This window comes from Pedobacter sp. SYP-B3415 (assembly GCF_004138205.1).
In the GTDB taxonomy this organism is placed as follows: domain Bacteria; phylum Bacteroidota; class Bacteroidia; order Sphingobacteriales; family Sphingobacteriaceae; genus Pedobacter.
The window spans coordinates 22,877-48,893 of sequence record NZ_RXNQ01000033.1; the positions used below are offsets into that span (position 1 = coordinate 22,877).

Below are 26,017 nucleotides of genomic sequence, written 5' to 3' on the forward strand. Positions count from 1 at the left end.
AACCATGAAAAATCTTACACTCCTGATTCTCATTCTTCTTTTTGCCACCGCCGTTCCGGTTGCAGCCCAGCAAGGCAAGAAGCCAAATATCATTTTCATCCTGGCAGATGACCTCGGTTATGGCAACCTGACCAGTTACCAGTCTGATTCAAAGACACCCACGCCGAATATTGACCGGCTGGCGAAAGAGGGCTTAAAGTTCACCCGCTTTTACTCAGGCAATACGGTTTGTGCACCCTCGCGCTGTGCACTGATGACCGGAAAACACATGGGGAATGCATGGGTTCGCGGTAACGCCAAGGCCAAAGATGGCCTCGCCGCGCTCCGCCCTCAGGATACTACACTGAGCCAGCGTCTTAAAGCGGCAGGTTACGCCACCGGCATGTATGGTAAATGGGGTCTTGGCGATGAGGATAGCCAGGGTGCTCCGCATCTGAAGGGTTTTGATTCCTTTTTTGGATATTTAGACCAGTCGCACGCCCATGATTACTTTACGAAACGCCTGTACGAAACTGCCAATGGAAAGACCTTCAAAGTACAGGTAGATTCGGCATCTTACGCTCAGGATCTGATTATGAACAAGGCTCTGCAGTTCATCGGCGATCATCGTGATGAACCATTTTTCTTATACCTGCCGCTGACGCTCCCGCATGCCGAACTCCGGGTAACTGATAGCCTGATGAAACGTTTCCGCAATGCTGACGGATCCAGCAAGTTTCCACCTGAAACACCATTCGAGAAGAAAAACAATTACGACAGCCAGGCTCAGCCGCATGCTGCGTTCGCCGCCATGATTCACCGCCTGGACGCTGATGTAGGACGGGTGCTGGAACAGGTCAAAAAGCTCGGACTTGACGATAACACCTATATTTTCTTTTCGAGCGACAATGGGCCGCATGCGGAAGGTGGAGCAGATCCGGAATTCTTTAACAGTGCCGGCGGTTTACGTGGTATTAAACGGGATCTCTATGAAGGCGGTATCCGTGTGCCGATGCTTGTGCGTGCGCCCGGTAAGATTGCTGCTGGTAAAGTGACTAACCAACCCTGGGCTTTCTGGGATGTGCTGCCCACTTTCACGCGGTTAGTTGGCACAACCACACCGGCAGACATTGATGGTTTGCCTTTCAATGCTGTGCTTCAGGGGAGGCCAGCTGAAAAAACACACGATTACCTTTATTGGCAATTTAATGAGAAGGGCCTGAAAGAGGCAATTACACAGGGCCCATGGAAACTGATCCGTTTCAAACAGCAGGGCGAACCTGAAAGATTTGAACTTTACAACATTCAGCAGGACCGGGCGGAAGCACGTAACCTGGCGGCGCAGGAGCGTGAAAAAGTGACCGCCCTGCGTAAACTGATGCTCGCTGCCAAAACACCGGCAGAAAACCCCAGGTTCCGCTGGGATGATGTGGAAAAATAGCACCGATGATGAAAACCCAAACGAATTTTGTACAGGGATGAGTACGATACTTGATACGGCCACCACAACGGCTACCCGGAACGACCGGATATTAGTAATAGGCTATGATCAGGCAGTAGCTGCTCTGATCAAAGGCCTTAGCGACCAGGCTGCTGCTGCAAGGATTGATGTGCTTGCGCAGGATGCTCCTGAAGATTTACGTGAGCTTGAAACGGTCAATGAAACGGTAAAAATTGTGCCCTCGGGGTATGAAAGCCGGACAATTGACCGTTACGCGCTGATTATCGTGTCTGCCGGTGAGCCGGAGGCCGCGCGTATTTTCAAAGAAGCAAGCCTGGCGGGAAAGTTGGTCTTCAGTCCGGAGCGCCCTGCATTCAGCAACATCAGTCTGCCATTGCCGCCTGCTGCCGAGCCGGACCGCATCAGGCCCGAGCAGAAATGGAGAAGGCTGGCAAACTGGTCGCTTTTTGGATTGGCCTGCATGTTTATCGGTCATGCGCTATTTAGTTATATCGGCCTGAACCCCCTGCTTTACGGACTTGCCGATGTCTGGAACCGTACAGAGCCCGCATTCTTATGGATGCTTGCCGCCGGATTTTTTGCCCAATTGGTAGATGGGGCTTTGGGTATGGGTTATGGGGTCATTTCGACCTCTGTTTTATTGACAGCCGGGGTAAATCCCGCTGCTATAAGCGGCAGTATCCATACTGCTGAAATGTTTTCGAGCGGGGCCTCAGGCTACAGCCACTATAAATTTGGAAATGTAAACAAGAAGCTCTTCAGACACATGCTGATTCCGGGTGTGATTGGGGCCATTTTAGGTGCAGTGCTGTTGAGTTTACTGGGTGAAGCTCAGGCCTGGTTTATCAGGCCCCTGCTTTCCGTTTATACACTGTTTCTTGGTATCAGGATCCTGGTTAATGCGTTCCGCAAACTGTCGAAACCAAAAAAGGTAAAAAATGTAGGTCTTCTGGCCTGGGCTGGCGGGTTCCTTGACTCGTTTGGCGGGGGCGGGTGGGGACCTTTGGTAACAAGTACCCTGATCTCAAAAGGCCGGAGCCCTAAATATGTGATCGGTTCTGTTAGCGTAACCGAATTTTTTGTAACGCTGGCAAGTGCGGTTACTTTTTTTATTATGCTTGGACTGAGCCACATTCAGGCTATTGCCGGTCTAATTATCGGCGGTCTGATTGCCGCACCGCTCGCCGCCCGGCTGGTTGGCAGGCTCCCGGTTAAGAAAGTTTTTATTGGCGTTGGTGTGATCGTGATTTTATCAAGCATCCGTACACTTTGGAGCGTCGTTTCAAAACTATAAGCAAATAAAAAAGTGACAGTTTTTGCTGTCACCTTCAGATCACCTGCTGCATCAGATCCCTTCGCAGATCGTTACAGGTATATTTTAGCGGGCTGCAACCTTTTGTCCGTCTGCCTGAATCGGATAAGCACTTGAGCGCAGAGAATTGAACTTGTCCATTGTAATGCTTGCTATGCTGCTCATATTCAGGCTGTGGTCGCGGGCAGTACCGCTTAATTTCAATGAAGAACTGTCCTGCAGCATGGTAAAGAGACCCTCGACATTTGCACCGACTTCAGCTTTTGCGTCATCTTTGAGAATGATCTGCAGGAACTGCATGTTCAGATCACGTGGTGTTATCACTTTTACAGAGCCTGATGCCTGAATCCGGTAAATGTCTTTTACGCTCACTTCAATACGTTCAGGTGTGGCCTGCGTTGAAACAATATGTAATACATCACCTTTTTGCGTAACCCGCGCCCTGCAGGTCTCCTCACTCAGGTTCTTCACGCTTTCTGATTTTCCCTGCACAAGTACGATCTCTACGTTGCCTTCTGCGACGATTTTTCTGACGCCTTTTGGATGTGCGGCTTTTTCAATTTTTAAGAGTTTTGCATCTGCAGTTGCGGCAAAGGCGCCTGAAGTACAAATGATGGCTGACATGGCAGCAACAAATAAGGTTTTAATCGAGGTTTTCATGATTTTATAATTAAAGTTTTCTTGTTCCTTGTTTTGCTATTAAGACGCCCTGTACCGGGAAACGTTGCAGGGCTTTCGACGCTTTTATACCACCCGGATGTACACATCGACCAACGCCTGATAATTCCAGACGAACAGCCTGCTCAACTTTCAGGTGGTTCAAGTGGCTGATAAACAGACAGAAAGATGATGTCGGTGTATGGTCAGCTGTTGAGTTTGAATCGTTTACGGACGTGTTCCACCGCTGATTAACAAGTGTCAATTGAGTGGTATTCGCATATCAATCCGGTGCGTTCCATCTGACACATGACCGCACAATACCTGCGGATCGAGGGCTGGGCGCCAGTCGTAGTTTCTGTCGTTCACTGAAAATCTTTAATTTTAAGCCATTCATGAAAAACTATGTTTTGGCGGGACTGATGTTTATGCATCTGGCTGTTTTCGCTCAGCACAAAACCGGCATCAGCGTGCCTCAGCGGTTTAACAGCAGGCAAGCTATGGTGCGGCCGTATGTTATTCTGATCTCAGCAGACGGCTTTCGCTGGGACCTTGCCGAGAAATTTCAGGCCAGTAACCTGCTGGCCCTCCGAAAAAACGGTGTTCACGCCAAATACCTTCAATCCGCTTATCCGAGCCTGACCTTCCCGAACCATTACAGCATTGTGACCGGGATGTATCCTTCCCGGCACGGCATTGTAGACAACAATTTTTTTGATCCGAAACTGAATCGCTTCTATGCCTCGAACGACACTGCAGCCGTTCGCGATGCGAGTTTTTATGGGGGTGTACCACTATGGACACTGGCCGAACAGCAACAAATGCTTGCTGCCAGTTATTTCTGGGTCGGTTCGGAAGCGCCTGTTGGCGGGATGTTCCAAACGTATTATTATCCGTTTACCACCGCCGGTTCGATCGCTCAGCGCATAGCCGGTGTTAAGGCCTGGCTGCAGTTGCCGCCACCTCAAAGGCCGCATTTGCTTACCTTCTATTTTCGCGAGGTAGATCATGCTGCCCACTATTACGGGGCAGATTCGCCGGAAACCGGGGCTGCGGTACATTTTGTTGATCAGGCCGTAGGCGATCTGGTTCGCACTGTCGACTCGCTGAAGCTTGATGTCAATTACATCTTTGTGTCAGACCATGGAATGACCTCGGTATTAACAGACCGCTCGCTCGGTTTACCATCAGCAGTAGACACAGCACAGTTTATCGTACCACCGGGCGAGGCGCTCGTGCACCTTTACGCAAAAGACCCCAAAAATGTTCAGCCTGTTTACAGTAAACTGAAGGCAGAGGCGCGGCATTACAAGGTCTATCTGGCAGGGGAACTTCCACGACGCTGGCATTACGCGAAACAAGACGACACCTACAACCGGATCGGCGATATTGTGCTGGTACCTGATCATCCGTACATATTTAACCTGAGCGGAAAAATGGTTACACCGGGCAAACATGGTTACGACCCTGAATTGCGCGATATGCGCGGCGTTTTTTACGCCTGGGGGCCGGCGTTCAAAACCAAAAAACGTATTGCGGGGTTCGAAAACATACATATCTATCCGCTCATTGCCCGGATTCTTGGCCTTACAATTTCTCAGCCTGTAGACGGACGGATTGAGGTTCTGAAATCAATTTTACGTTAATAGCACTTCTCGGTCCGGCTATACAACATGCACCCTGCCACTACGTGTAAGACGATGTTTTGGCCAGGAACCGATGGTAATAAACCTGTTATCATCGCCCTTAAAGCCGGTATAAATTTGCCCACTTTCACGTTTTTTCGAATCTTTAGACACTAAACCAAACCGACATGAAAAAAGGATCCTTGTTCCTCTTGCTGACATTGTTTGCAACCGGCGTAATTGCCCAGGAAGGTGGACGGCAACGCAATGCCGGCACATCAACAGCAGCTCAGCCACAGCAAAAGGAAAGTTTGAAAGAAGCGTCTCCCAGCCGCAGCATCCAGACAGAAAGCGCGACGGTTACGCAGCACACTGTAAATATCAACGGAAAGTCTGTGCCGTATAAGGCTACCGCCGGAACATTGCCTGTATGGGATGAGGAAGGCAAACCGATCGCCGGTCTGTTCTATACATATTACGAGCGTTCTGATGTCCAGAACAAGGAAAAACGGCCGCTGGTTATCTCTTTCAACGGGGGTCCGGGATCTGCATCCGTATGGATGCACATTGCCTATACCGGCCCGGTCGTACTCAAAATTGATGATGAGGGTTATCCGGTTCAGCCCTACGGCTACAAGGAGAACCCGTATTCAATTCTGGATGTGGCTGACATTGTTTACATTGATCCGGTAAATACCGGTTATAGCCGGGCGGTTTCGAAAGATGTTCCTGGCAATAAGTTTTTCGGCGTCCGGGCAGACATAAAATATTTGGCCGAATGGCTCAATACTTTTGTAACCCGCACAAACCGCTGGGCTTCACCAAAGTTTTTGATCGGTGAAAGTTACGGCACCACGCGTGTTAGTGGTCTGGCGCTCGAGCTTCAGAACTCACAATGGATGTACCTGAATGGGGTAATCCTCGTATCGCCCACAGAGCTTGGTATTGAGCGGGGCGGCCCGGTCGATGCTGCCCTGCGCTGGCCATACTTTGCGGCGGCAGCCTGGTACCACAAAGCATTGCCTGCAGATCTGCAGAATAAAGACCTGACAGCCATGCTGCCGGAAGTTGAAGAATTTACGATGAACGAGTTGATCCCTGCCATTTCCCGTGGCAGCACGCTTGATGAAACAAAGCGCAAAGCGATTGCCGCAAAAATGGCGCGGTACTCGGGGCTGTCAGAAAAGGTCATCATTCAAAATAACCTTGTCGTATCTACCAATCTTTTTTGGAAAGAACTGCTCCGTGAGCGTGGTTACACAATCGGGCGTCTCGATTCTAGATATCTGGGCATAGACCGTCAGGACGCAGGCGATAGCCCTGACTACAATGCGGAGCTTACATCATGGCTGCATTCGTTTACACCGGCCATCAACATGTATCTGCGAAACGAACTGAATTACAAAACGGACCTTAAATACAACATGTTCGGGTCTGTACATCCCTGGGACAACAGCGGAAATAACACTGGCGAAAACCTGCGACAGGCTATGGCACAAAACCCATATCTGCATGTACTTGTGCAATCGGGGTATTACGACGGGGCCTGCGATTACTTTAACGCAAAGTATAACTTATGGCAGCTTGATGCATCAGGGCGACTTAAAGACAGGCTAAGCTGGGAAGGATACAGAAGCGGCCATATGATGTATTTGCGTAAAGAAGATCTGAAGAAGGGTAACGAGAATATCCGCGCGTTTATTCAGAAAGCGCTGCCTAAAGAGGGCCAGGCTGCTAAATTTTAAATAAGGCATTGAACAAAAAAGCCGGCCTTAATAAAGCCGGCTTTTTTGTTTAAATGAGGTTGCTTTTGATGTAATTGCAACTTGTTTTTATCGAATCCAGCTCAGTGGGCTGATAATTGCTTTCCTGTTCTACAAAAAAATGCTCAAGACCAGCCTCGCGCGATTTTGAAAATATCGCCTTGAAATCAATATCTCCGTGTCCGATCTCGGTGTTGTCCTGCGGTTTGCCTTTAGCCATGTCCTTTACATGCCACATGGGGAAACGCCCGGGGTGCGCAGCAAATAGTTTTGACGGATGATTGCCTGAACGTACAGCCCAATAAAGATCAAGTTCAAACTTCACCAGCTGGGGATCGGTTTCTCCGAGCATAATATCATAACCGGTGGTATCGCCCAGTTTATGAAACTCGAAGTCATGATTGTGATAAGCAAAGCCAAGGCCTGATGCCTTTGCCAGGCGGGCAGCCTCATTGAATTTAGCTGCGATCTTTTTAAAGTCATCTGCCGATTTGCGCACCTGCTCACCAAGCCAGGCAACGGTTACATAATTGGCATCAAGTGTGCGCATCGCCTCTATGTTGGCCTTTAACTCATCACTATTACCGCTTTCAATGTAACTGTCAAAACCCATATGACCACTCACTGCCTGTAAGCCATTGTCTGTAAGCAGGCTTTTAAAGTCTTTTACAGAAAGGCCCCAGAATCCCGTCTTTGGATCAAAACCATAGGTTTCTACCTCTTTATATCCGGCGGCTGCAACCCGTCCGATTATGCCTTTCACATCTTTCGGCAACAGATCCCGTAAGGTATACAGTTGCAGACCGACTGCCTTTTGCGCAGCGGAGCACGCAAATGACGGCAACAGGAGGGTTCCCGCGCCGGCAACACCTGCCTGTTTAATAAATGTTCTCCTCGTACTCATATATTCTCTTCGTTTATAACACTCCTAAACGTCGCAGATCATGATCCCTTGCTTCAGTGATGCGAGTTTATCTGATGCTTTAGGGATAAACTCCTGTGCTACATATCCTTTAAATCCTGTAGCCACAATAGCTTTCATAATGGCCGGATAATTTAGTTCCTGCGTATTGTCAATTTCATTTCTTCCGGGTACGCCTGCCGTATGGTAATGACCCAGGTACTTATGGTGTTTACGTATTGTAGCAATCACGTCACCTTCATCTACCTGCATGTGGTAAATGTCATAAAGCAGTTTGAAATTTTCTGAACCGAGGCGTTTTGCAAGCTCAACGCCCCATTCAGTGTGGTGACACTGGTAATCGGGATGATCTACGCGGCTATTTAATAATTCCATCACCAAAATAACGCCATGTTTTTCAGCTAAGGGCAATACCTGCTTCAAACCGGTCACGCAATTTTGCCATCCTTCTTCATCAGTTTTTCCCCGGGTATTGCCGCTGAAGCAGATCAGATTTTTATAACCCGCTTCTGCCACCTTCGGAATCATATCGGTGTAGTTTTTAATCAAGGTAGCATGGAATTTCTGATCATTCCAGCCATCGACCAGGTTAATTTCCGCGCCGTTACACATAGAAGAGTCTATGCCGTGCCTCTTCAGCACCGGCCAGTCTTTAGGGCCTGCAAGGTCAATTGCTTTCAGACCCAGTTTTTTTCCCTCGATGCACAGTGTGTCGAGGTCGAGTTCTCCATAACACCAACGGCATACGGAATGATTGATATTTCCTTTCAATGTAGCTGTTTTTGTTGAATCAGATGCAAATACGGGCACCTGCGAAAGCGGACCGATTGCCATAGCACCTACAGTGAGTTGCCTGACAACGGTCCGCCTGCTGATTTTCTTTTTCACCGGTCCGGTTTAAATGGTAGCGGGAATTTCTTTAGTTTTTTTGTCGTTGAAGAGCAGGGCAAATAACAGGAACACGACTGCAGCGATACCGGCAGGAATAAGCCATACCATTTCCCATTGTACAGCCCCGTCTGCAGCCTTATACGTATCAGTGATCTTTCCGGCAACTTCAAACCCGATGAGCATACCGACACCATAGGTTGCAAGCGTGATAAGTCCTTGAGCCGAACTCTTGTAACGATCGCCTGCTTTCGAGTTGGTATAGATTTGTCCGGACACGAAGAAGAAGTCGTAGCAGATACCGTGAAGCGCAATCCCGATCAGCAGCATAAACGCAAGTTCACCCGCGTTGCCATATGCAAATAGCACGTAACGAACTGCCCAGGCAAGCATTCCAACAAGGATGGTCTTTTTGAAGCCATACTTTTTGAAAAAGACTGGAATAAGCAGCAGGAAAGCAGCCTCAGAAATCTGGCCGATTGCCATTTTGCCAGTCGGGTTACCAACGCCGATGCTTGCCAGATACAAACCTGCATTCTGATAGTAGAAAGCGAGTGGTATGCAGATCAGAATAGCGGATATAAAGAATATTGCAAAATTCTTGTCTTTCAGAAGTTTTAGCGCATCCAGGCCAAGCAGTTCGCTCACTTTCACTTTTTCGCCTTTCACTGCTTTAGGCGGAGTAGCGGGAAGTGCAAAGCTAAACAGTCCGAGCAGGGCGGAGGCCACGCCTGCAAGGAGGAACGTATTTTTCAGCATGCCGCCCTGAATATTTTCCGGGGAGTCCCAGTGAAACAGGAAACTGATAGATAAGCCGGCTATGATCCAGCCTATGGTACCGAAAACGCGGATATTAGAGAACTCTTTCTCAGGGTCTTTCATTTGATTAAAAGACACAGAATTAACCAGCGCAAGCGTAGGCATATACAGGATCATATACACCAGTACATAAGGATAAAATACGCTCACATCTGTGGCCTGATACATCTGGTACATCAGGAAGGCGCCTGCAAGGTGCAGGATACCTAAAATCTTTTCAGCGTTGAAGTACCGGTCGGCGATGAGCCCGATAATGAACGGGGCAATGATAGCTCCCCAGGATTGTGTCGAAAATACGGTTGCACTCTCGGATCCTGTCGCCTTCAGATTATTGGCCAGGAAAGTTCCCAGAGTAACAAACCAGGCTCCCCAGATAAAAAACTCGAGGAACATCATAAATGACAGTTTGAAACGTATTGAAGAATTCATTTGGTTTGTAGAGTTAGGTTCTAAAAATAAAAAAAAATGGACAACAATCGTTGTCCATTTTCTTAAAACTTTGGCTGCTTAAAGCTCTTTAATTACGATGTTGCGGTACCAAACCTTGTCGCCGTGGTCCTGCAGCGCAATCTTTCCGCTTTTGTAAGCGCCGAAACCTTCCCATTTTGCAAACTTGCTGCCTGCAATAAGAGCCTTCCAGTTGTCATCCCACATCGTGGTTTTCACAACACTTTTGCCATTCAGTTTCAGTTCGAGTTTGCCGTTTTTGGCAATGATCTCTGCCAGGTTCCATTCGCCTACCGGTTTTACAGCACGTGTACTGCTTTTAATCAGGTCATAAAGGTCGCCTGAATTGTGTTTGTTGATTTTTCCGTCAGGATGACGTTCATCATCCAGAACCTGCATTTCAGGGCCGGTTGCATACGTTGCACGGTACTTCGGTTCTTCATGCACGAAGAAGATGATGCCGCTGTTTGCACCTTCAGCAACTTTCCATTCAAGTTTCAGGTGGAAATTGCTGTATTCTTTGTCTGTAACCAGGTCTCCGCGGCCTTCTTTAGTTTCAGAATTCATCATCAGGGCGCCATTATCGACAACCCATGCGCTTCCCGCTTCGGTTTTGTTATAGGTGTGCCAACCTGCAGTGGTTTTTCCGTCGAAAAGAGGTTTAAAACCCTTCTGAGCCTGCGCACCGAAGGTTGCAGCCATTAAAAACGCAGCTGCTACAAATGATTTTTTCATATTGATAGTTCTTAAAACCGGTTGCACAAAGGTTTTAGCTCAGGCAACCGGTAAATTTTATTACAATTTCAGATCGTTCCAGCCCTGTCTGTACTGACGTTTTACAAACTGGTTGGCAGCGTCCAGGTTGGTTACTTTCATGTTGTCATTATCCCACAACAATTTAACGTAACGGCCAGGGTATGTATCTCTGCCATTTTTGGTTTCTTTGATATCAAAGCCGCGGATAGCCAGGTTGGCCATAAGTAACGCTTCGGTAAGCGGGCCGGCAATCTCGAACGGAGAACTGACTTCCTGTTTACCATAACCGGCAATAGCAGCCTCAACCCATTGAGCATAGTGACCATCTGCACCGCCCGGTACGCGTTTGTATTTCGCAGGAACTTTGATGTCTTTGTTACGCGTAAGCGGAAGCAACTTAGGGTTCGCACTATAGGTTTCAGACATCATTTTGCCTTTTGTACCGATAAACAGCGTTCCGTTACCACCATCGCCGAAGGTCTCGTTAGCCTGCAGTTCTTCAGGGCGTTCAGGCTGTATACCGCCGTCCATCCAGTGTACGGTTACTTCGCCTTTTGTTTTGTTTGTTTTCGGGAATTTCAGGGTTACGTGGCTCGACGGCGGGCAGCTTTCAGGGAAATAGCCGCGTTTAAATTCGTCAACATATACAGAGCCAACGCTGGCTTCCACTTCACTTGCGTATTTCAGGTTTAACACACTGAAAGGTGCTTCGAGCAGGTGACAGCCCATATCGCCAAGAGCGCCGGTGCCGTAATCCCACCAACCGCGCCAGTTGAAAGGTACAAGCTTGTCTACATAATCTCTGTAAGGAGCGGTGCCTAACCACAGATCCCAGTCAAGTTCTGCAGGGACCTGTCCTTTAGTTGTCGGCCATGGAATACCCTGTGGCCACACGGGCCTGTTGGTCCATGCATAAACCGTATGTACATCGCCGATCAGGCCGGCATCATACCATTCTTTCATCTGGCGGGGACCGTCGTTAGAAGCTCCCTGGTTACCCATCTGCGTAACAACCTTGTATTTTTTGGCTGCTGCTGTCAGGATACGAGCTTCGTAGATATCGTGCGTAAGCGGTTTCTGTACGTAGACGTGTTTACCGAGCTGCATGGCTGCAAGTGCCTGAACGGCGTGGTTGTGATCCGGCGTTGATACAGAAACAGCGTCAAAGTTTTTGTGCTCTTTGTCGAGCATTTCGCGGTAGTCCTTATAAAACTTAGCTTTCGGGAAGTTTTTCACGCTGTTTGCAGCGCGGCGGGTGTCAACGTCGCAAAGAAAAGCGATATCCGCTTTTCCGCTTTTTGCAAACATGGCAATGTCTGACTGGCCTTTGCCACCGGCACCGATACCTGCTACGAGCAGTTTATCGCTGGGTGCAAGAAAACCCGGACCGCCCAGCACATGCCGGGGTACGATCATAAAAGCGGCTGCCGCTACTGCTGTAGTTTTGAGGAAGTCGCGCCGGCCACTGGTATTGGCCTTTTGTGGTTCTTTTTCCATGATTTTTTTTGGTTATAAGAGGTGTTCTTTGGGTGTTTTACTTCTTCAGGGAAAGGATATACTTAACCATTTCTTTCGCATCATCCTGGCTAACGGTCGGGTGCGGAGTCATCGGGATTTCGCCCCAAACACCTTTGCCGCCCTTAATGATTTTGCCTGCCAGATCATTGATGTTTTTGTCATTGGCTTCATACTTCGCCGCAACATCCTGATATGATGGCCCGATCACTTTCTGGGTTTTGTTATGACAGCCGATACAGTCTGATTTCGCAATCAGTTTTTCGCCCGGCATAGCAGGACCAGATGGTGCGGCGCTTCCTGCAGCCGAACTCTCTGTAGAGCCTGAGGTTTGTTCTTCCTGGCCTATGGCCGTCGTTTCTTCTTTTTTCTCTTCCCCACCGCCACAAGCATACAGCGAAATGGCGACAAATGATATCAGGGTAAAAATTGTCTTTTTCATGTGTTGTCTGTTTTTGGTCTTCTGCCTGCGCTTACAGACCGAGTACTTTTCTGTTAAATGCATCGTCACCGCCCGAAGCTGCAAAGTCGTCGAATGCGCGCTCGGTCACTTTGATGATGTTTTTCTTTATAAATTCTGCGCCTTCTCTGGCACCGACGTTTGAATCTTTAATACTGCATTCCCACTCCATAACGGCCCAGCCCTGATAATCGTACTGGGCAAGTTTGCTAAAAATGGTTTTGAAATCAACCTGGCCGTCGCCGGGAGATCGGTAACGCCCCGCACGGTTTGCCCAGTTCTGATAACCGCCAAAGGTTCCCTGTCTGCCAGTCGGATTAAACTCTGAATCTTTCACATGGAAGGCTTTAATGCGTTCGTGGTAAAGATCGATATACTGAATATAATCCAGTTGCTGAAGCACGAAGTGAGACGGGTCATACAACAAACAGGCCCTGGGATGTTCATTTACTTCTTCGAGGAACATTTCATAGGTCTGGCCGTCGAACAGATCCTCGCCGGGATGAATTTCGTAACAAACATCGACACCTGACTCATCAAAAGCATTCAGGATCGGTGTCCAGCGTTTGCCAAGTTCCCTGAAACCTTCTTCAACAAGCCCCGCCGGGCGCTGAGGCCAGGGATGAAAATACTGCCACAGCAGCGAACCGCTGAATGTAGCATGCGCTTTCAGACCAAGGTTTTCAGATGCTTTTGCGGCGTATTTCATTTGCTGTACCGCCCACTTTTGACGCTCGGCAGGATTGCCATGAAGACTTTTTGGCGCAAAGGCGTCAAACATATCATCGTACGCCGGGTGCACAGCAACCAATTGTCCCTGAAGATGTGTCGACAGCTCGCTGATCTCCAGCCCGAAGCCGGCAATCTTTCCTTTAAGTTCATCCGCATAGGTCTTGCTTTCTGCAGCAAGCTGCAGATTGATGAACCGTTCATCAAGTGTAGGCATCTGGATGCCTTTAAAGCCCAATTCGGCTGCCCAGCCACAAATACCCTCGAGCGAATTGAACGGGGCGCTGTCGCCAATAAACTGCGCAAGAAATACGGCAGGTCCTTTTATTGTCGTCATTTCTTAAATTTTATGGTCGTACCATTTCTGATCTGAATGATTCGAAGCTACAACATTGTCTATAAATGCCATACCGCGAATACCGTCATCTACAGACGGGAAGTCAAGCATCTCAGCAGTCGGTGTATTGCCTGCGGCTTTGGCCTGGAGGGTAAGTGCAAAATTGCGGTAAATATTAGCGAATGCTTCGAGGTAACCTTCAGGATGCCCGCCGGGTACCCGGACGTTGTGTTTTGCCACGTCAGACAGGTAAGCCTGCCCTGCGCGGTAAATCTGTGCCGGTTCGTCCAGCCATTTCACGATCAGCGTATTTGGTTCCATCTGGTGCCATTCCAGGCCGCCATGTTCGCCATATACTTTGATCTTAAGTGCGTTCTCTTCGCCGGCGGCAATCTGAGTAGCAACCAGTACACCGCTTGCTCCGTTATCAAACTTCAGCAATACATTGCCGTCGTCATCGAGCGCGCGACCGGGAACAACGATATTCAGATCAGCGCATACCTGCGTAATCTGTAAGCCGGTAATATATTCGGACAGGTGAGCGGCATGTGTGCCGATATCGCCCATGGAACCGCTTTTCCCGCTTTTGGAAGGGTCGGTACGCCATGCTGCCTGGGCATTTCCCTCGCGTTCGCTCAGCCGGCTCAACCAGCCTTGCGGGTATTCGACCATCACCTTACGGATCTTGCCGAATTTACCGTCTTTTACCATCTGCCGGGCCTGTTTCACCATCGGGTAACCCGAGTAGGTATGGGTAAGGCAGAGAGTCAGTCCGGTTTCTTCGACCTTTTGTTTAAGCTGTTTTGCCTGTTCAAGGTTTAGTGTAATCGGTTTTTCGATCACTACGTTGAAGCCCTTGTCAAGCGCCATCATAGCAGGTTCGAAGTGCGCGAAGTTCGGCGTAACGATGGTAACAAAGTCCATCCGGTCTTCTGCCGGGCGCTGGCTTTCTTTTTCAAACAGCTCCTGGTAAGTGGTATAAATGCGATCAGCAGGGAGATACAGTTCTTCCCCTGATTCTTTTGCAATGTCGGCATGTGCGCTCAGCGCGCCGCAGCATAATTCGATCTGTCCGTCAATATTGGCCGCAATGCGATGCACCGCGCCGATGAAGGCATCTTTGCCGCCACCGATCATGCCCATTCTGATTTTTCTTCTCATAGATATAAAAGAAAGGCAAACAGCTTGTGGCTCTTTGCCTTCCGGTAACTTGCTTTAATGCTTAGACATTCATTTTCTTGAGTTCGCTTACAGCGTGGTCTGCCGCACGTGCGGTCAAAGCCATAAATGTAAGTGATGGGTTCTGCGCTGCGATAGATGGCATACATGATCCGTCTGTAACGTAAACGTTCTGAACCTCATGCATGCGGTTCCATTTATCAAGAACTGATGTTTTAGGGTCTTTACCCATGCGTGCGGTACCCATTTCATGGATTGCCATACCCGGATAAGATCCATTGTCGTAGGTCTTGATATTTTTTACACCTGCTGCCTCAAGCATCTCAGCCGCATCATCGACCATAGCTTTACGCATTTTAGTTTCGTTGTCTTTGAATTCTGCGTCGATTGCGAGGACATACTGACCCCACTTGTCTTTTTTCGATTTATCAATATACACACGGTTCTCGTAATAAGGAAGCGTCTCACCAAAGCCGCCAAGACCCATGGTCCATACGCCTGGTGTGGTCATCTGGTCTTTGAAGTCGCCGCCGAATGCAAGTTCAGCAACGTCTTTATGCCAGCCGCCGCGGCTGCCGCCGCCCTGGTAACCAAAACCGCGCAGGAAGTCGCGTTTGTCGCTGCCGATATTCTGGTAACGCGGTACGTAGATACCGTTAGCCCTTCTGCCATATGTATACTTGTTGTCAAATCCTTCTACCTCACCCGAGGCACCGCAACGGAAATGGTGGTCCATCAGGTTGTGACCGAGCTGCCCGCTGCCGTTTCCAAGGCCTTCAGGATGCTCGTTTGAAGTCGAATTAAGCAGCAGGAAGGTTGTTCCAAGCGTAGAACCGTTCAGGAAGAACACCTTTGCATAGAACTCCATAGTTTCGTTGCTTTCCGCATCGATCACACGAACACCTTTTGCTTTTTTGGTTTCCTTGTCGTAGATCACTTCAGTTACGATTGAGAAAGGACGAAGCGTCAGGTTGCCGGTTGCTACCGCTGCAGGCAGGGTAGAAGACTGGGTGCTGAAATAGGCACCGAACGGACAACCACGGCTGCACAGGTTACGGTACTGACAGTTGCCGCGGCCATTGTGCGGTTTGGTCAGGTTGGCAACACGACCAATGGTAATGATACGCTGCTTTTTATAATGTTCCTCAACACGTTTTTTTACAGACTTTTCAACGCAGTTCAGCTCCATTGGCGGCAGGAACTGTCCGTCAGGAAAGTGCGGAAAATTCTCAGCCTGTCCGCTGATGCCTGCAAACTTCTCTACATAGTCATACCATGGCGCGATATCTGCATAACGGATTGGCCAGTCGGTGCCGTGACCGTCTTTGGCATTATCTTCGAAGTTCAGATCGCTGAGGCGGTAACTCTGGCGTCCCCACATGAGTGACTTGCCACCAACGTGGAACCCGCGGTACCAGTCAAAACGCTTTACCTCGGTATATGGGCATTCCAGGTCATTCACCCAGAACTTTTCGTTAAATTCAGAATATGGATAATCGCGTTTCTGCACAGGGTGCGAAGCGATCTGCTCCTGGGTAAGCCAGCCGCGGTGTTGAAACTCCCATGGCTTCTTCATAGCGGTATCATAATCCTTCACATGCTCGATGTTCCGGCCGCGCTCAAGTAAAAGTACCTTCAGTCCTTTTTCGGTCAGCTCCTTTGCTGCCCAGCCTCCGCTGATACCTGAACCGACTACGATGGCGTCGTAGGTGTTCTCAGCTGTTGCTTTGATATTTAAATTCATATGTTTTGTTCGTTTGTGTGGTTATGCCCAGAGTTTCTGACCAGGTTTCAGGTCTGTACAGCCATCGTAGCGGCCGGGAATGTCTACATACGCAAATGCTTTGGTTGCGCCAAGCTCAGATGTTTTGAAACCAAGAATGGTCAGGTCGCGCATCATGGCAAAGAAATAAGACTTTTTCTCTTTTTCTTTTTTTGTAGCGTTATCTCCGCTTGCTTTCTCTTTTTCTTCTTTTTCCTTATCAGCAGCGATAACTTTCACCGTCTCATCGCGCAGCGCGGAAATGATATCGTTCCGTTCTTTGGTGCCCAGATCAACAAATTTTTTGTTGTGTGCTTTTTCAGCTCTGGCATCGACATCTTTAAGACCTTCCACAAAAACTTTCTGAGCCGCTTCAGGGAAACAGTCTTTAATCATCATAGCCACAAACGGACCTACGCCGGCTTCTTTTGCTCCCGGGCTTGAAGTTTTTGGCAGGATCACGTCAGTGATCTCTGTGATCAGTGCCTGGTGGTCTGCCGAGATGAGCTTGTCCGAGTCTTTGGAAGGCGCGTTACAGCTGTCAAAAATGACGCTGAGGGTTGTAGCCGAAAGGGCGCCGCCCATCAGAATGGCTACATTTTTTAATGCTTCTCTCCTGTGCATTTTGTTGTTTATTTTGGTATTACTCGTTTTATTAGTTGTTCCCGCTGGCTACAGCATGGCTGTAATTTCGGCGGGTAATGATAAATAATAATACCGAAGAGTGTGTAAATTGTACGCTAAGTATCTTTCCTGAAACAGGATTGTTACGGTTCAGAGCAGCGTCGGCAATACGTAGATAAATGGTTTTAGAATAGTTCGTTCTCGGCTTTTGCTCTGGCTCTCCGGTTTTATTAGTTTGCTAAATGTAACAAGAAAACGTATCACAGTGCAAATAATTATGAATAAACCAGATGTACTTTTTTTATTACGCGGTCTTTTTCGGGAACGTTGCCATTTCCCTTGCCACCATGTGTCTTTCGGTGAAGCAGCGCAGCCCACAGCGGGCAGGGCCTGTCCCCGCTTGCAAGTCGCGACGCCCGGTCATTGCATCCTCCGGGGCAATCGCTGCACCGGCTTTAACCGCTAAAAGCTGCGGTGAATTTGCCGTTGCGAACGGCATACACTAAGAAAAATGAAAGTCATTAGCGCCATAAGGCCCAAATTTATACCTTTGCTCAAATTCAGATATACATGCAGGAAACTATACTTGTTCTTGGCTCAAATGGCCAGATCGGTACCGAACTGGTGCATACCCTTAGAAAGGCCCACGGCGAAAGCAACGTGGTTGCCTGTGATATTCGCCGGCCGGACTATGACATAAAAAACGCGGGACCCTTTGAATTTGTAAACGTTCTTGAAAAAGACACGCTCGCAGACCTCTTCGCCCGCTATAAACCCACACAGGTTTACCTTCTGGCCGCCCTACTGTCAGCTACAGGGGAGCAGAATCCCAAACTCGCCTGGGACCTGAACATGAACGGGCTGCTTAATATTCTTGATCTGGCCCTCACCTATAAAACAGCAAAAGTTTACTGGCCAAGCTCAATTGCTGCTTTCGGACCAAACTCTCCGAAATCTCAGACTCCTCAGTTCTGTATCATGGATCCGAATACGGTTTACGGTATCAGCAAACTGGCCGGCGAGCGCTGGTGCGAGTATTATCACCAACGTTACGGTCTTGACGTAAGAAGTATCCGTTACCCGGGTCTGATTAGCTGGAAGGCGGCGCCGGGCGGGGGTACCACCGATTATGCCATTCATATTTTTCATGATGCGCTAAAAAAGGGGAGTTACAGCTGTTTTCTGAACGCAGAGACCGAACTGCCGATGATGTACATGGATGACGCCATTCGGGGTACGATTGAACTTATGGAAGCACCTGCAGACCGGATCAGCATTCGGTCCAGCTACAACCTGACAGGTTTCAGCTTCACACCTGAAGTGCTTGCAAACGAAATTCGTAAACATATTCCAAAATTTACCCTGCAGTACACCGATAACGATCCGCGGCAAGCTATCGCGAACAGCTGGCCGAAATCTATTGATGACCAGGTTGCAACAAAAGACTGGGGCTGGAAGCCGGAATTCGATCTGCAAAAGATGACAGCAGATATGCTGCAGAACCTTACAAAAAGTTAACTTAGATTTTTATCCATACCTATATAAAATATAAAGATGGGAAGAGCATTCGAATTCAGAAAGGAAAGAAAGTTTAAACGCTGGGCCAAGATGGCCGTTCAGTTTACCCGACTGGGTAAAGAGATCGCAATTGCGGTAAAAGATGGCGGACCTAACCCTGAATCAAACTCAAGACTGCGCACAGCAATACAAAATGCCAAGGCTGTAAACATGCCGAAAGACCGTGTCGATGCTGCAATCAAACGCGCTTCGAGCAAAGACGAGAAGGGCTACGAGGAGCATGTGTACGAGGGATACGCCCTGCATGGTGTAGCCATTCTTATTGAGACAGCTACAGACAATACAAATCGCACGGTAGCGAACGTTCGCAGTTACTTTAACAAAACCGGGGGCACGCTCGGTAAAACCGGTTCGCTGGATTTTATATTTAACAGGAAATCTGTTTTCCGCTTTAACCCCGGAGACATGGATCTTGAAGAACTTGAGTTCGAACTGATCGATGCCGGTCTGGAAGAACTTTATGTGGAATCTGACGAAGAGGGGAACGATGTCGCTGTTGTTCAGACCGCTTTTGAAGATTTCGGCAAGATGCAGAAAACGCTCGAAGAGAAGGGCATCGAACTGACAAGCGCTAAACTAGAGCGGATCGCGCTGTCGACGACCGAAGTAAACGAAGAACAGGCTGCTGATGTGTTTAAACTGATAGACAAACTGGAAGAGGATGATGATGTTCAGGCGGTATACAATAACATGGCCGGATAGTCCACCCTTACTGAAATATGAAGCCCTGGCCTGTGCCGGGGCTTTTGTTTTTTCAGCGTTAAACTTTGCGTTGTCTATCTTGTACTGTTTTGGTTTTCGGTATATTTTATTATATTGCCTGCGATAAAGCAAATAGTCATGACTCAGGAAACCTTAGAAACCAGCGTTTATATAGACCAGAAGTTTGATATTGCATTTGAATTTCTCGAGCATATTCCCCAATGGCTCTTACATCTTTGCGATAACCTGCTCGGGTTAGGGTCCGGCGAGTAGCGATAGCCGTTTGTTTTGGCAGGGCCATCGGCTATCAACGTTCGGACTTGGTTCTTAGACTGCCGATAATAGCCTCTAACTATCTCATTCGAAAATCAACCTGCATGTCCGTATATTTGCAGCCTCATGAGAAAAAAGAATACCGAGATCAGGATCATTGAAGGGATAGAGATCATTGATATCGCAGAAGAAGGAAAAGGGGTTGGAAAGGCTGACGATATGGTCTACTTTGTTGAAAAGGCCGTTCCCGGCGATGTGGTCAGCATCCGCCAGCTGCGAAAAAAGAAAAACTTTGCAGAAGGAGTCATTGAAAATCTTGAGCGTGCTTCCGAATTCCGTACCAAACCATTTTGTGAGCATTTCGGAACATGCGGAGGTTGCAAATGGCAACATATGGATTATGATGCACAGCTGCGCTTCAAGCAGCGATCTGTCGGTTCGGCGCTCGAACGGTTGGGCAAGGTTGATACGAGCAGAATGGAGCCCATCCTTGGCGCGCCGCAAAACACGTATTACCGGAACAAGCTAGAGTTTACTTTCTCAAACAAACGCTGGCTCGACAACAATGATATGGGCAGTGATCAAGCGCTGCAACTCAACGCACTTGGTTTTCATGTTCCGCTTCGCTTTGATAAAATTCTTGACATTAACCATTGCTGGCTGCAGGATGAGCCGTCAAACAGCATTCGGAACAAGGTTCGGGCTTACGCGCTTGAGCATGAACTTAGCTTTTATGATCTGCGCAACCATGAAGGTGCATTACGAAACCTGATTATCAGAACGGCCAGTACCGGCGAAGTTATGGTGGCTGTTGTTTTTGCCTATGCATCGCCCCAACAGATCGACGGACTGATGGCTTTCCTGAAAGCAGAGTTTCCGCATATTACATCACTTCTTTACATCGAGAACCAGAAAAAGAACGATACCATTTTTGACCAGGAAGTTGTGCTCTACGCCGGTCGGGATCATATTTTTGAAAAAATGATTGCGGGCCAGGGCAATACAGCGCGGGAAATCCGTTTTAAAATTGGGGTAAAGTCATTCTACCAGACCAATTCAGAGCAAGCCTGGGAACTCTATAAGATTACACGGGAGTTTGCCGGCTTTACAGGTAACGAACTGGTGTATGACCTGTACACCGGTGCCGGAACTATTGCCAACTTTGTCGCTGCCGATGTAAAACATGTGGTTGGCATTGAATATGTGCCAACGGCGATTGAAGATGCTAAATTTAATTCCGCGCTGAACGGTATCGACAACACGACCTTCTACGCCGGAGATATGAAGGATATCCTCACTAAAGATTTCATCAGTCAGCATGGTAAGCCTGATGTGGTGATCACCGACCCGCCGAGGGCAGGTATGCATGCCGATGTCGTAGCAAGGTTATTGGAAATGGAGTCTCCGCGCATTGTTTATGTGAGCTGTAATGCTGCGACTCAGGCGAGGGATCTTGCATTGCTTGCCGAAAAATATGACGTTGTGCGCATTCGTCCGGTAGATATGTTTCCCCATACACAACATGTGGAAAACGTGGTGTTGCTTGAATTAAAAACAGGAGAAGTAATCGCTTAACTATGGATAGAGAAGAATTGCTGGGTACCGGGGCTCCCGGCGAAGAAAAACCAAAAAGTCCGCTGATCAGCCTGGAAAAGGATCTTGACTTTTATACAGAATCGATCAAGGAAGTGGCTGTGGAAATTATGGTCGAGGGAATATCCGCTCATCCGATCTTCATCGCTCACCAGCACCAGGTAAACCTTGGCGAGATGATCCTTGATAAAGATGAGCTGAATACCAACTGGACCATTCACGCTTCTACGCTTGAAGAATTTATTGAAAAAGGTGTTATCGATCCGAAACGAAAAGAGCAATTTCTTAAAAGCTATAAAAAGCCGGAAGACTATATGTGTCTGTTTGTGATTGTTCCGGAAGGTGCAAATTTCGTGTATTACCCATACAAAGCATAAAAAACGCCGGATGCATCCACATCCGGCGTTTAACTAAAAACTAACCTAAATTTATTTTGCTCTTCTAACGTCTCCACTTTTTGAAGACGATGTTTTCTTTAGAGTCGCGTTTCCTTTAAATGTTACATCGCCTCCGCCACTTGCACCTGCTTCGAGTGCTTTATTCACCTGGGCGTTTACATCAGAACCGCCTGTGGCACGAATCCGCGCATAATCAGAAGCTAGATTGAACGCATCAATATCGCTACCGCCGCTGGCATCGAGCGCCATATTGGTTGCTCTTCCGTTCAGTTCTGCGTCTGAACCGCCTGATACCTGAACTATGAGCTCCTCGCAGGCCAGCGACAGCTTCAGGTCTGAACCTCCTGAGGCTTTCAAAGACAGGCTGTTTGTTTTTATTGCATTCTGGCTATAGACATCGCTTCCGCCTGAAGCACTGACCACATTCAGATTTTTATATGTGGCATAGATCTTAATCGGCTTGTTATTAAACAGATTTTTCCAACTGAAACCGTTCCTGAACCGGATGCTGAGCGAGCTGCCTTTTTGTTCGACAACAATATTGTCAGATATTTCCCGGTCGGCCTGGATAACAATCGACTCGCTGCTACCTTGTTTCAAATAAAGATCCATCCCGCTTGAAACAGAAATGCTGTTGTAATTCTTTACCTGAACCTGGCGTGATTGTGCCGAAGCGGTGAACGCAAGCAGTCCCAGCGTCAGGATGGCGAAGCTGTATCTGGAAAATAAGTTCTTCATGTCTGTATTGTTTGTTGATTAGACGCCAGGCACGGTGCAAACGTTGCATGACGTGAATAAAATTTTATTACTTGATTTTCCAGCTCAAAATTGTTCTTTTTGCAATTCAAACACAGCGCCATGCCAGCATCGCAGTTACTGATTCTCAATAAAAAACAGATCCAGCAGAAAATAGACCGGATTGCCTACCAGATTCTGGAAGATAATATGGACGAAACCGAAATCGTACTTGCCGGAATATGGGACCGCGGTTACCGGGTTGCCCTGCGGCTGCAGCGCGTGCTGGAAAAGATTGCAGACTTCCGGGTTACGATGATGCGCATTGATCTTGAGAAAGAGAGCAGCAGGCTGATCGCAGGTTCAGACCTGAACGCCGAACAGTGGGCCGGTAAGGTGATTATCCTGGTAGATGATGTGCTGAACAGCGGAAAAACGCTCGCTTACGGTTTCGGACTATTTCTGAACACCCCGCATAAAAAGATCCGCACCGTTGTGCTGGTTGACCGCAGTCATAAAATTTTCCCGATCGCTACAGACTATGTTGGGCTTGAGCTGGCTACTATTCTGAAAGAACACGTGGATGTTGTCATGGATGTAGAAGGTCAGGAAGACGGCGTTTATATCTCGTAGCTTCCCCCGCATTCGGCCGGCTTACCTAGCTGGCCAGTTGTTTAAACCAATCGGTCATTGAAATGACCCGGCCATTTCCGGCAGATTTCTGCCTGCGCAGATACCGGGCGTACAGGCCGATTATGAGTAAGCCGGTCAGTCCTTCAAACAATACCGTTGCCTGTGTGCCAATAAAATGTGCAGCCGTCGCGATCAGCAGCGTACCCACCGGCAAGACGCCCTGAAAAGCCATGATATAATAACTTATTGCCCGCCCGCGCATTTCAGGTGCAGCATGCGTTTGTATATAGGTATTGATTGCGGCGTTTTGCGTCATCAGGCCGGTACAGGCAAGCGAGGTAAATATCAGCGCGAGCCATACGCTTGGCGAGAAGGACAGGAAAATCACGCCCAGGGCAAAAATCACATTGGCGCCAATAACAATAACCGGAAGATTTTTTGCACCTTTCAATCTTGCCATGTAAACAGCACCGATCAGAGCGCCCAAACCTCCGGCACTTTCAAACCAGCTGAAGGTTGTTGCATCACCATGAAAAATGTCTTTGGCAAAGACGGGTAACAGGGTAGAGAAGGGGATCACGAGCAGGCTGGACAAGGCAAGTACCACAATTAGTGAGGAAATATCGCGCGTGCGTTCCAGGTAATGGAAGCCTTCTTTTAAGCCTTCCCAGGCATTTCCGGTGGTTACCTGCGGCATGTATGGCCGCAGTTTCATAAACAGCAGACAGGTAATAACAGGAATGAAACTAAGGAAGTTGATGAGAAAACATGCGTTCTCACCAAAGGTACTCAATACGATACCGGCCAGCGCGGGTCCAAGCAGTCTTGCTGCATTGAACGCCGATGAGTTTAGTGCGAGTGCATTCGGCAGATCCTCGCGATCATCGACCAGTTCGGCAACGAGCGACTGGCGGCCTGTTGTCTCGAAGGTACTGATGATGCCCTGCAGCAAACTGAGTATCGATATCAATACCATGTTATAATTTCCGCTAAACGTAAGCAGGGCGAGCATGCCGGCCTGGGCCATAAAAGCCACCTGACACCACAGTACAATTTTGTACTTGTTGTTCCGGTCCGCAAACGCTCCGGCAAACGGCGCTAGTATTAATGATGGAATGAGGCCGAGGAAGCTGACCAGACCGAGCATAAACGCTGAGCCCGTAACACGGTAAACCAGCCAGCTGATTGCAACCCGCTGCATCCAGGTCCCGATGAGGGACAATGCCTGACCGCTAAAATGCAGCCTGTAATTATAATATTTAAACGATCTGAACATTACTCTTCTGTTGTTAATTTATGAAGCAGCGGTGCAACTGCAAGTAGTTGTTCCCGCTCCTCAGCTGTTAGTTTTTGCTCCATGGCCCTGAGAAGCCATATATCGCGCTCATGTTTGACCTTGTCAAGAATCTCAAGACCGGTTTTACTTAAACTGATAACCGTTTTTCTGCGGTCTCCCGGGTCTGTCTGGCGGGAAATCAGCCCCGCCCGCTCCATTGTATTCAGGTTTTGAGAAATTGCCTGTGCAGAAATCTTCTCTTCCTGCGCAATTTCTGACGGCAGGAGGTTCTTTCGCCTGCCAAGGAGTCCGAGGATATTAAATTCTGTTTGAGAAAAGGACAGATCGAGATTCTGTCTTCTCAATAGCCGTGCAAGCCTGAATAACCCCAGTCTGAGTGCTGATACTTTGTCTTCGCTAACCATGATACAAAAATACTAAAGTAAATTTATTAATTAACTTTAGTATGTGTCATCTTTATGTCGCAATCAGGTGCTTCAAAATGAAGCTGTATAAAATGATATGGCTATGTTTGCAGAGGTTTAGCACAAGCGGCCAGCCAGGAAATGATCAGATTAAATCAGGAGACCACTCAGGAAGTGCTTCAGTCGGTAAAAGAAGGAGACATGGTTACGGATACATTTTCGAAAACAGGTTTAGTTGAATCTATTGAAGTGATTGATGAAGGCATTTTCAGGGTGTTTAAATTCAGCCTTGTGACGGGGCGGGAAATCGTAATTAAAAAGTAGCTGGAGTTTATGCTGCCTGACATCCGTAATTTATATGTGCCGGTTCAGCCAACCGTGAGTGCGCATGGTGGGGCGGTCAGCTACAGTGAATTTCTCCCCGCACCGGCGCTTCAGCCTTATATCTATTGTTACTGGCAATTGAAGACTTCGGTCCGGTTGTCTGAGCCTTTTGTGTATCGGGTAGTTGCAGATGGGTGTATTGACATTTATATGGAACGGGCCAATCCGGCAGCGGCTTTTATCATGGGGTTTTGCAGACAGTACACCGAATTTCCGCTTGAACCCAGCTTTGATTATGTGGGAATCCGGTTTCTTCCCGGCATGCTGCCGCTGCTGTTTGGCATTCATGCAGCAGAACTGAGCAACAGGTATGCTGCTCTTGCTGATGTGCTGCCGGAACTGGCGGCCCTGTTTCGTGAATGCGCAGATCCGACAGCACCCCTCAGTTCGCTGCTTGAAGTTTTTAACGATTCCATACGCGCATGCCTGTCGCGCCAAATCGTGCCTGATACACGCTTCTACGGCGCGCTGGCCCTGATTCTGCAACGTTCGGGTGTGCTTGATGTAGAAAAAGATCTTGACACCGGCCTGAGCGGCAGGCAGCTCAGGCGTGTCTTTTCGCATTACATCGGCGATACGCCCAAGACGTTCAGTAAAGTGGTGCGCTTTCAGCATGTGCTCCGGGCAAAACCCTCTGTGCAAAGCCTGAAACAGAATAAACTGTTTTTTGATGCCGGTTATTATGACCAGGCGCATTTTATAAAGGAGTTTAAAAGCTTGTATGGGGTAACCCCGGGAAGGGCTTTCGGCAGGTAATTGTCCGATTTTTACAATAACCTGCCGG

At 48.2% G+C, this 26,017-nt stretch carries 26 protein-coding genes; 12 read left to right on the top strand and 14 right to left on the bottom strand.

What is annotated here, in order from left to right:
- The first annotated feature begins 4 nt into the window (after window positions 1-4).
- Together EJV45_RS13500 and EJV45_RS13505 are read left to right on the top strand one after the other, a co-directional pair.
- The gene (locus tag EJV45_RS13500) at window positions 5-1,420 is read left to right on the top strand and encodes an arylsulfatase (RefSeq protein ID WP_129716242.1); all 1,416 of its coding nucleotides are present in this window, start codon (window positions 5-7) and stop codon (window positions 1,418-1,420) included.
- 37 nt (window positions 1,421-1,457) lie between these two features.
- On the top strand, window positions 1,458-2,735 hold the full coding sequence (locus EJV45_RS13505; RefSeq protein ID WP_240755287.1) for a sulfite exporter TauE/SafE family protein: 1,278 nt from the start codon (window positions 1,458-1,460) through the stop codon (window positions 2,733-2,735).
- An 84-nt stretch (window positions 2,736-2,819) separates the two neighbouring features.
- Here EJV45_RS13505 and EJV45_RS13510 read toward each other — a convergent pair whose 3' ends face one another.
- The gene (locus tag EJV45_RS13510; RefSeq protein WP_129716244.1) at window positions 2,820-3,413 is read right to left on the bottom strand and encodes a GIN domain-containing protein; all 594 of its coding nucleotides are present in this window, start codon (window positions 3,411-3,413) and stop codon (window positions 2,820-2,822) included.
- Window positions 3,414-3,805: 392 nt separating this feature from the next.
- On the opposite strand from EJV45_RS13510, the gene EJV45_RS13515 reads away from it, so the two are divergent.
- Together EJV45_RS13515 and EJV45_RS13520 are read left to right on the top strand one after the other, a co-directional pair.
- Window positions 3,806-5,056, top strand: a complete 1,251-nt coding sequence (locus EJV45_RS13515) for an ectonucleotide pyrophosphatase/phosphodiesterase (protein WP_129716246.1) — start codon at window positions 3,806-3,808, stop codon at window positions 5,054-5,056.
- 167 nt (window positions 5,057-5,223) lie between these two features.
- Entirely contained in the window at window positions 5,224-6,780 is a 1,557-nt protein-coding gene (locus EJV45_RS13520; protein WP_129716248.1) for a S10 family peptidase, read from the top strand.
- Between the two features lie 49 nt (window positions 6,781-6,829).
- Here the strand turns inward: EJV45_RS13520 and EJV45_RS13525 are convergent, their stop codons facing one another.
- The 10 genes from EJV45_RS13525 to EJV45_RS13570 form a co-directional block, all read right to left on the bottom strand.
- The gene (locus EJV45_RS13525; RefSeq protein ID WP_129716250.1) at window positions 6,830-7,702 is read right to left on the bottom strand and encodes a sugar phosphate isomerase/epimerase; all 873 of its coding nucleotides are present in this window, start codon (window positions 7,700-7,702) and stop codon (window positions 6,830-6,832) included.
- A 24-nt stretch (window positions 7,703-7,726) separates the two neighbouring features.
- On the bottom strand, window positions 7,727-8,608 hold the full coding sequence (locus tag EJV45_RS13530; protein WP_205942388.1) for a hydroxypyruvate isomerase family protein: 882 nt from the start codon (window positions 8,606-8,608) through the stop codon (window positions 7,727-7,729).
- A 9-nt stretch (window positions 8,609-8,617) separates the two neighbouring features.
- Window positions 8,618-9,856 carry a nucleoside permease gene (locus EJV45_RS13535; protein ID WP_129716252.1) on the bottom strand — a complete coding sequence of 413 codons (1,239 nt, stop codon included), beginning with the start codon at window positions 9,854-9,856 and terminating at the stop codon, window positions 8,618-8,620.
- Window positions 9,857-9,934: 78 nt separating this feature from the next.
- Window positions 9,935-10,609 carry a DUF1080 domain-containing protein gene (locus tag EJV45_RS13540; protein ID WP_129716254.1) on the bottom strand — a complete coding sequence of 225 codons (675 nt, stop codon included), beginning with the start codon at window positions 10,607-10,609 and terminating at the stop codon, window positions 9,935-9,937.
- Between the two features lie 60 nt (window positions 10,610-10,669).
- Entirely contained in the window at window positions 10,670-12,127 is a 1,458-nt protein-coding gene (locus EJV45_RS13545) for a Gfo/Idh/MocA family protein (protein ID WP_129716255.1), read from the bottom strand.
- Window positions 12,128-12,164: 37 nt separating this feature from the next.
- Entirely contained in the window at window positions 12,165-12,587 is a 423-nt protein-coding gene (locus EJV45_RS13550; protein WP_129716257.1) for a c-type cytochrome, read from the bottom strand.
- 31 nt (window positions 12,588-12,618) lie between these two features.
- Window positions 12,619-13,671: a sugar phosphate isomerase/epimerase gene (locus EJV45_RS13555; RefSeq protein ID WP_129716259.1), complete on the bottom strand. Its 1,053-nt coding sequence runs from the start codon at window positions 13,669-13,671 to the stop codon at window positions 12,619-12,621.
- Between the two features lie 3 nt (window positions 13,672-13,674).
- Window positions 13,675-14,832 (bottom strand): Gfo/Idh/MocA family protein, encoded by a 1,158-nt coding sequence (locus EJV45_RS13560; RefSeq protein ID WP_129716261.1) that lies wholly within the window; start codon window positions 14,830-14,832, stop codon window positions 13,675-13,677.
- Between the two features lie 61 nt (window positions 14,833-14,893).
- Window positions 14,894-16,594 carry a GMC oxidoreductase gene (locus EJV45_RS13565; protein WP_129716263.1) on the bottom strand — a complete coding sequence of 567 codons (1,701 nt, stop codon included), beginning with the start codon at window positions 16,592-16,594 and terminating at the stop codon, window positions 14,894-14,896.
- A gap of 21 nt (window positions 16,595-16,615) precedes the next feature.
- Window positions 16,616-17,236 carry a gluconate 2-dehydrogenase subunit 3 family protein gene (locus tag EJV45_RS13570; protein ID WP_129716265.1) on the bottom strand — a complete coding sequence of 207 codons (621 nt, stop codon included), beginning with the start codon at window positions 17,234-17,236 and terminating at the stop codon, window positions 16,616-16,618.
- A 570-nt stretch (window positions 17,237-17,806) separates the two neighbouring features.
- Here EJV45_RS13570 and EJV45_RS13575 point away from each other — a divergent pair.
- From EJV45_RS13575 to EJV45_RS13590, 5 genes are all read left to right on the top strand, one after another.
- Window positions 17,807-18,754 (top strand): NAD-dependent epimerase/dehydratase family protein, encoded by a 948-nt coding sequence (locus EJV45_RS13575; RefSeq protein WP_129716267.1) that lies wholly within the window; start codon window positions 17,807-17,809, stop codon window positions 18,752-18,754.
- 36 nt (window positions 18,755-18,790) lie between these two features.
- A complete protein-coding gene (locus tag EJV45_RS13580) occupies window positions 18,791-19,516 on the top strand; it encodes a YebC/PmpR family DNA-binding transcriptional regulator (protein ID WP_129716269.1) in 726 nt (241 codons plus the stop codon).
- Between the two features lie 138 nt (window positions 19,517-19,654).
- A complete protein-coding gene (locus EJV45_RS19695) occupies window positions 19,655-19,789 on the top strand; it encodes a hypothetical protein (protein ID WP_255466224.1) in 135 nt (44 codons plus the stop codon).
- A gap of 126 nt (window positions 19,790-19,915) precedes the next feature.
- A complete protein-coding gene (gene rlmD / locus EJV45_RS13585; RefSeq protein WP_129716271.1) occupies window positions 19,916-21,364 on the top strand; it encodes a 23S rRNA (uracil(1939)-C(5))-methyltransferase RlmD in 1,449 nt (482 codons plus the stop codon).
- Window positions 21,365-21,366: 2 nt separating this feature from the next.
- A complete protein-coding gene (locus EJV45_RS13590; RefSeq protein ID WP_129716273.1) occupies window positions 21,367-21,759 on the top strand; it encodes a hypothetical protein in 393 nt (130 codons plus the stop codon).
- 51 nt (window positions 21,760-21,810) lie between these two features.
- Here the strand turns inward: EJV45_RS13590 and EJV45_RS13595 are convergent, their stop codons facing one another.
- Entirely contained in the window at window positions 21,811-22,518 is a 708-nt protein-coding gene (locus EJV45_RS13595) for a head GIN domain-containing protein (RefSeq protein ID WP_129716275.1), read from the bottom strand.
- A gap of 120 nt (window positions 22,519-22,638) precedes the next feature.
- On the opposite strand from EJV45_RS13595, the gene EJV45_RS13600 reads away from it, so the two are divergent.
- Entirely contained in the window at window positions 22,639-23,148 is a 510-nt protein-coding gene (locus tag EJV45_RS13600) for a phosphoribosyltransferase family protein (protein ID WP_129716277.1), read from the top strand.
- 25 nt (window positions 23,149-23,173) lie between these two features.
- Here EJV45_RS13600 and EJV45_RS13605 read toward each other — a convergent pair whose 3' ends face one another.
- The gene (locus EJV45_RS13605) at window positions 23,174-24,424 is read right to left on the bottom strand and encodes an MFS transporter (RefSeq protein WP_129716279.1); all 1,251 of its coding nucleotides are present in this window, start codon (window positions 24,422-24,424) and stop codon (window positions 23,174-23,176) included.
- A complete protein-coding gene (locus tag EJV45_RS13610) occupies window positions 24,424-24,849 on the bottom strand; it encodes a MarR family winged helix-turn-helix transcriptional regulator (RefSeq protein WP_129716281.1) in 426 nt (141 codons plus the stop codon). The genes EJV45_RS13605 and EJV45_RS13610 overlap by 1 nt, the downstream gene beginning before the upstream one ends.
- Before the next feature lie 141 nt (window positions 24,850-24,990).
- Here EJV45_RS13610 and EJV45_RS13615 point away from each other — a divergent pair, with 141 nt between their 5' ends.
- Window positions 24,991-25,173 carry a hypothetical protein gene (locus EJV45_RS13615; RefSeq protein ID WP_129716283.1) on the top strand — a complete coding sequence of 61 codons (183 nt, stop codon included), beginning with the start codon at window positions 24,991-24,993 and terminating at the stop codon, window positions 25,171-25,173.
- Between the two features lie 9 nt (window positions 25,174-25,182).
- A complete protein-coding gene (locus EJV45_RS13620) occupies window positions 25,183-25,989 on the top strand; it encodes a helix-turn-helix domain-containing protein (RefSeq protein ID WP_129716286.1) in 807 nt (268 codons plus the stop codon).
- Window positions 25,990-26,017 lie beyond the last annotated feature (28 nt).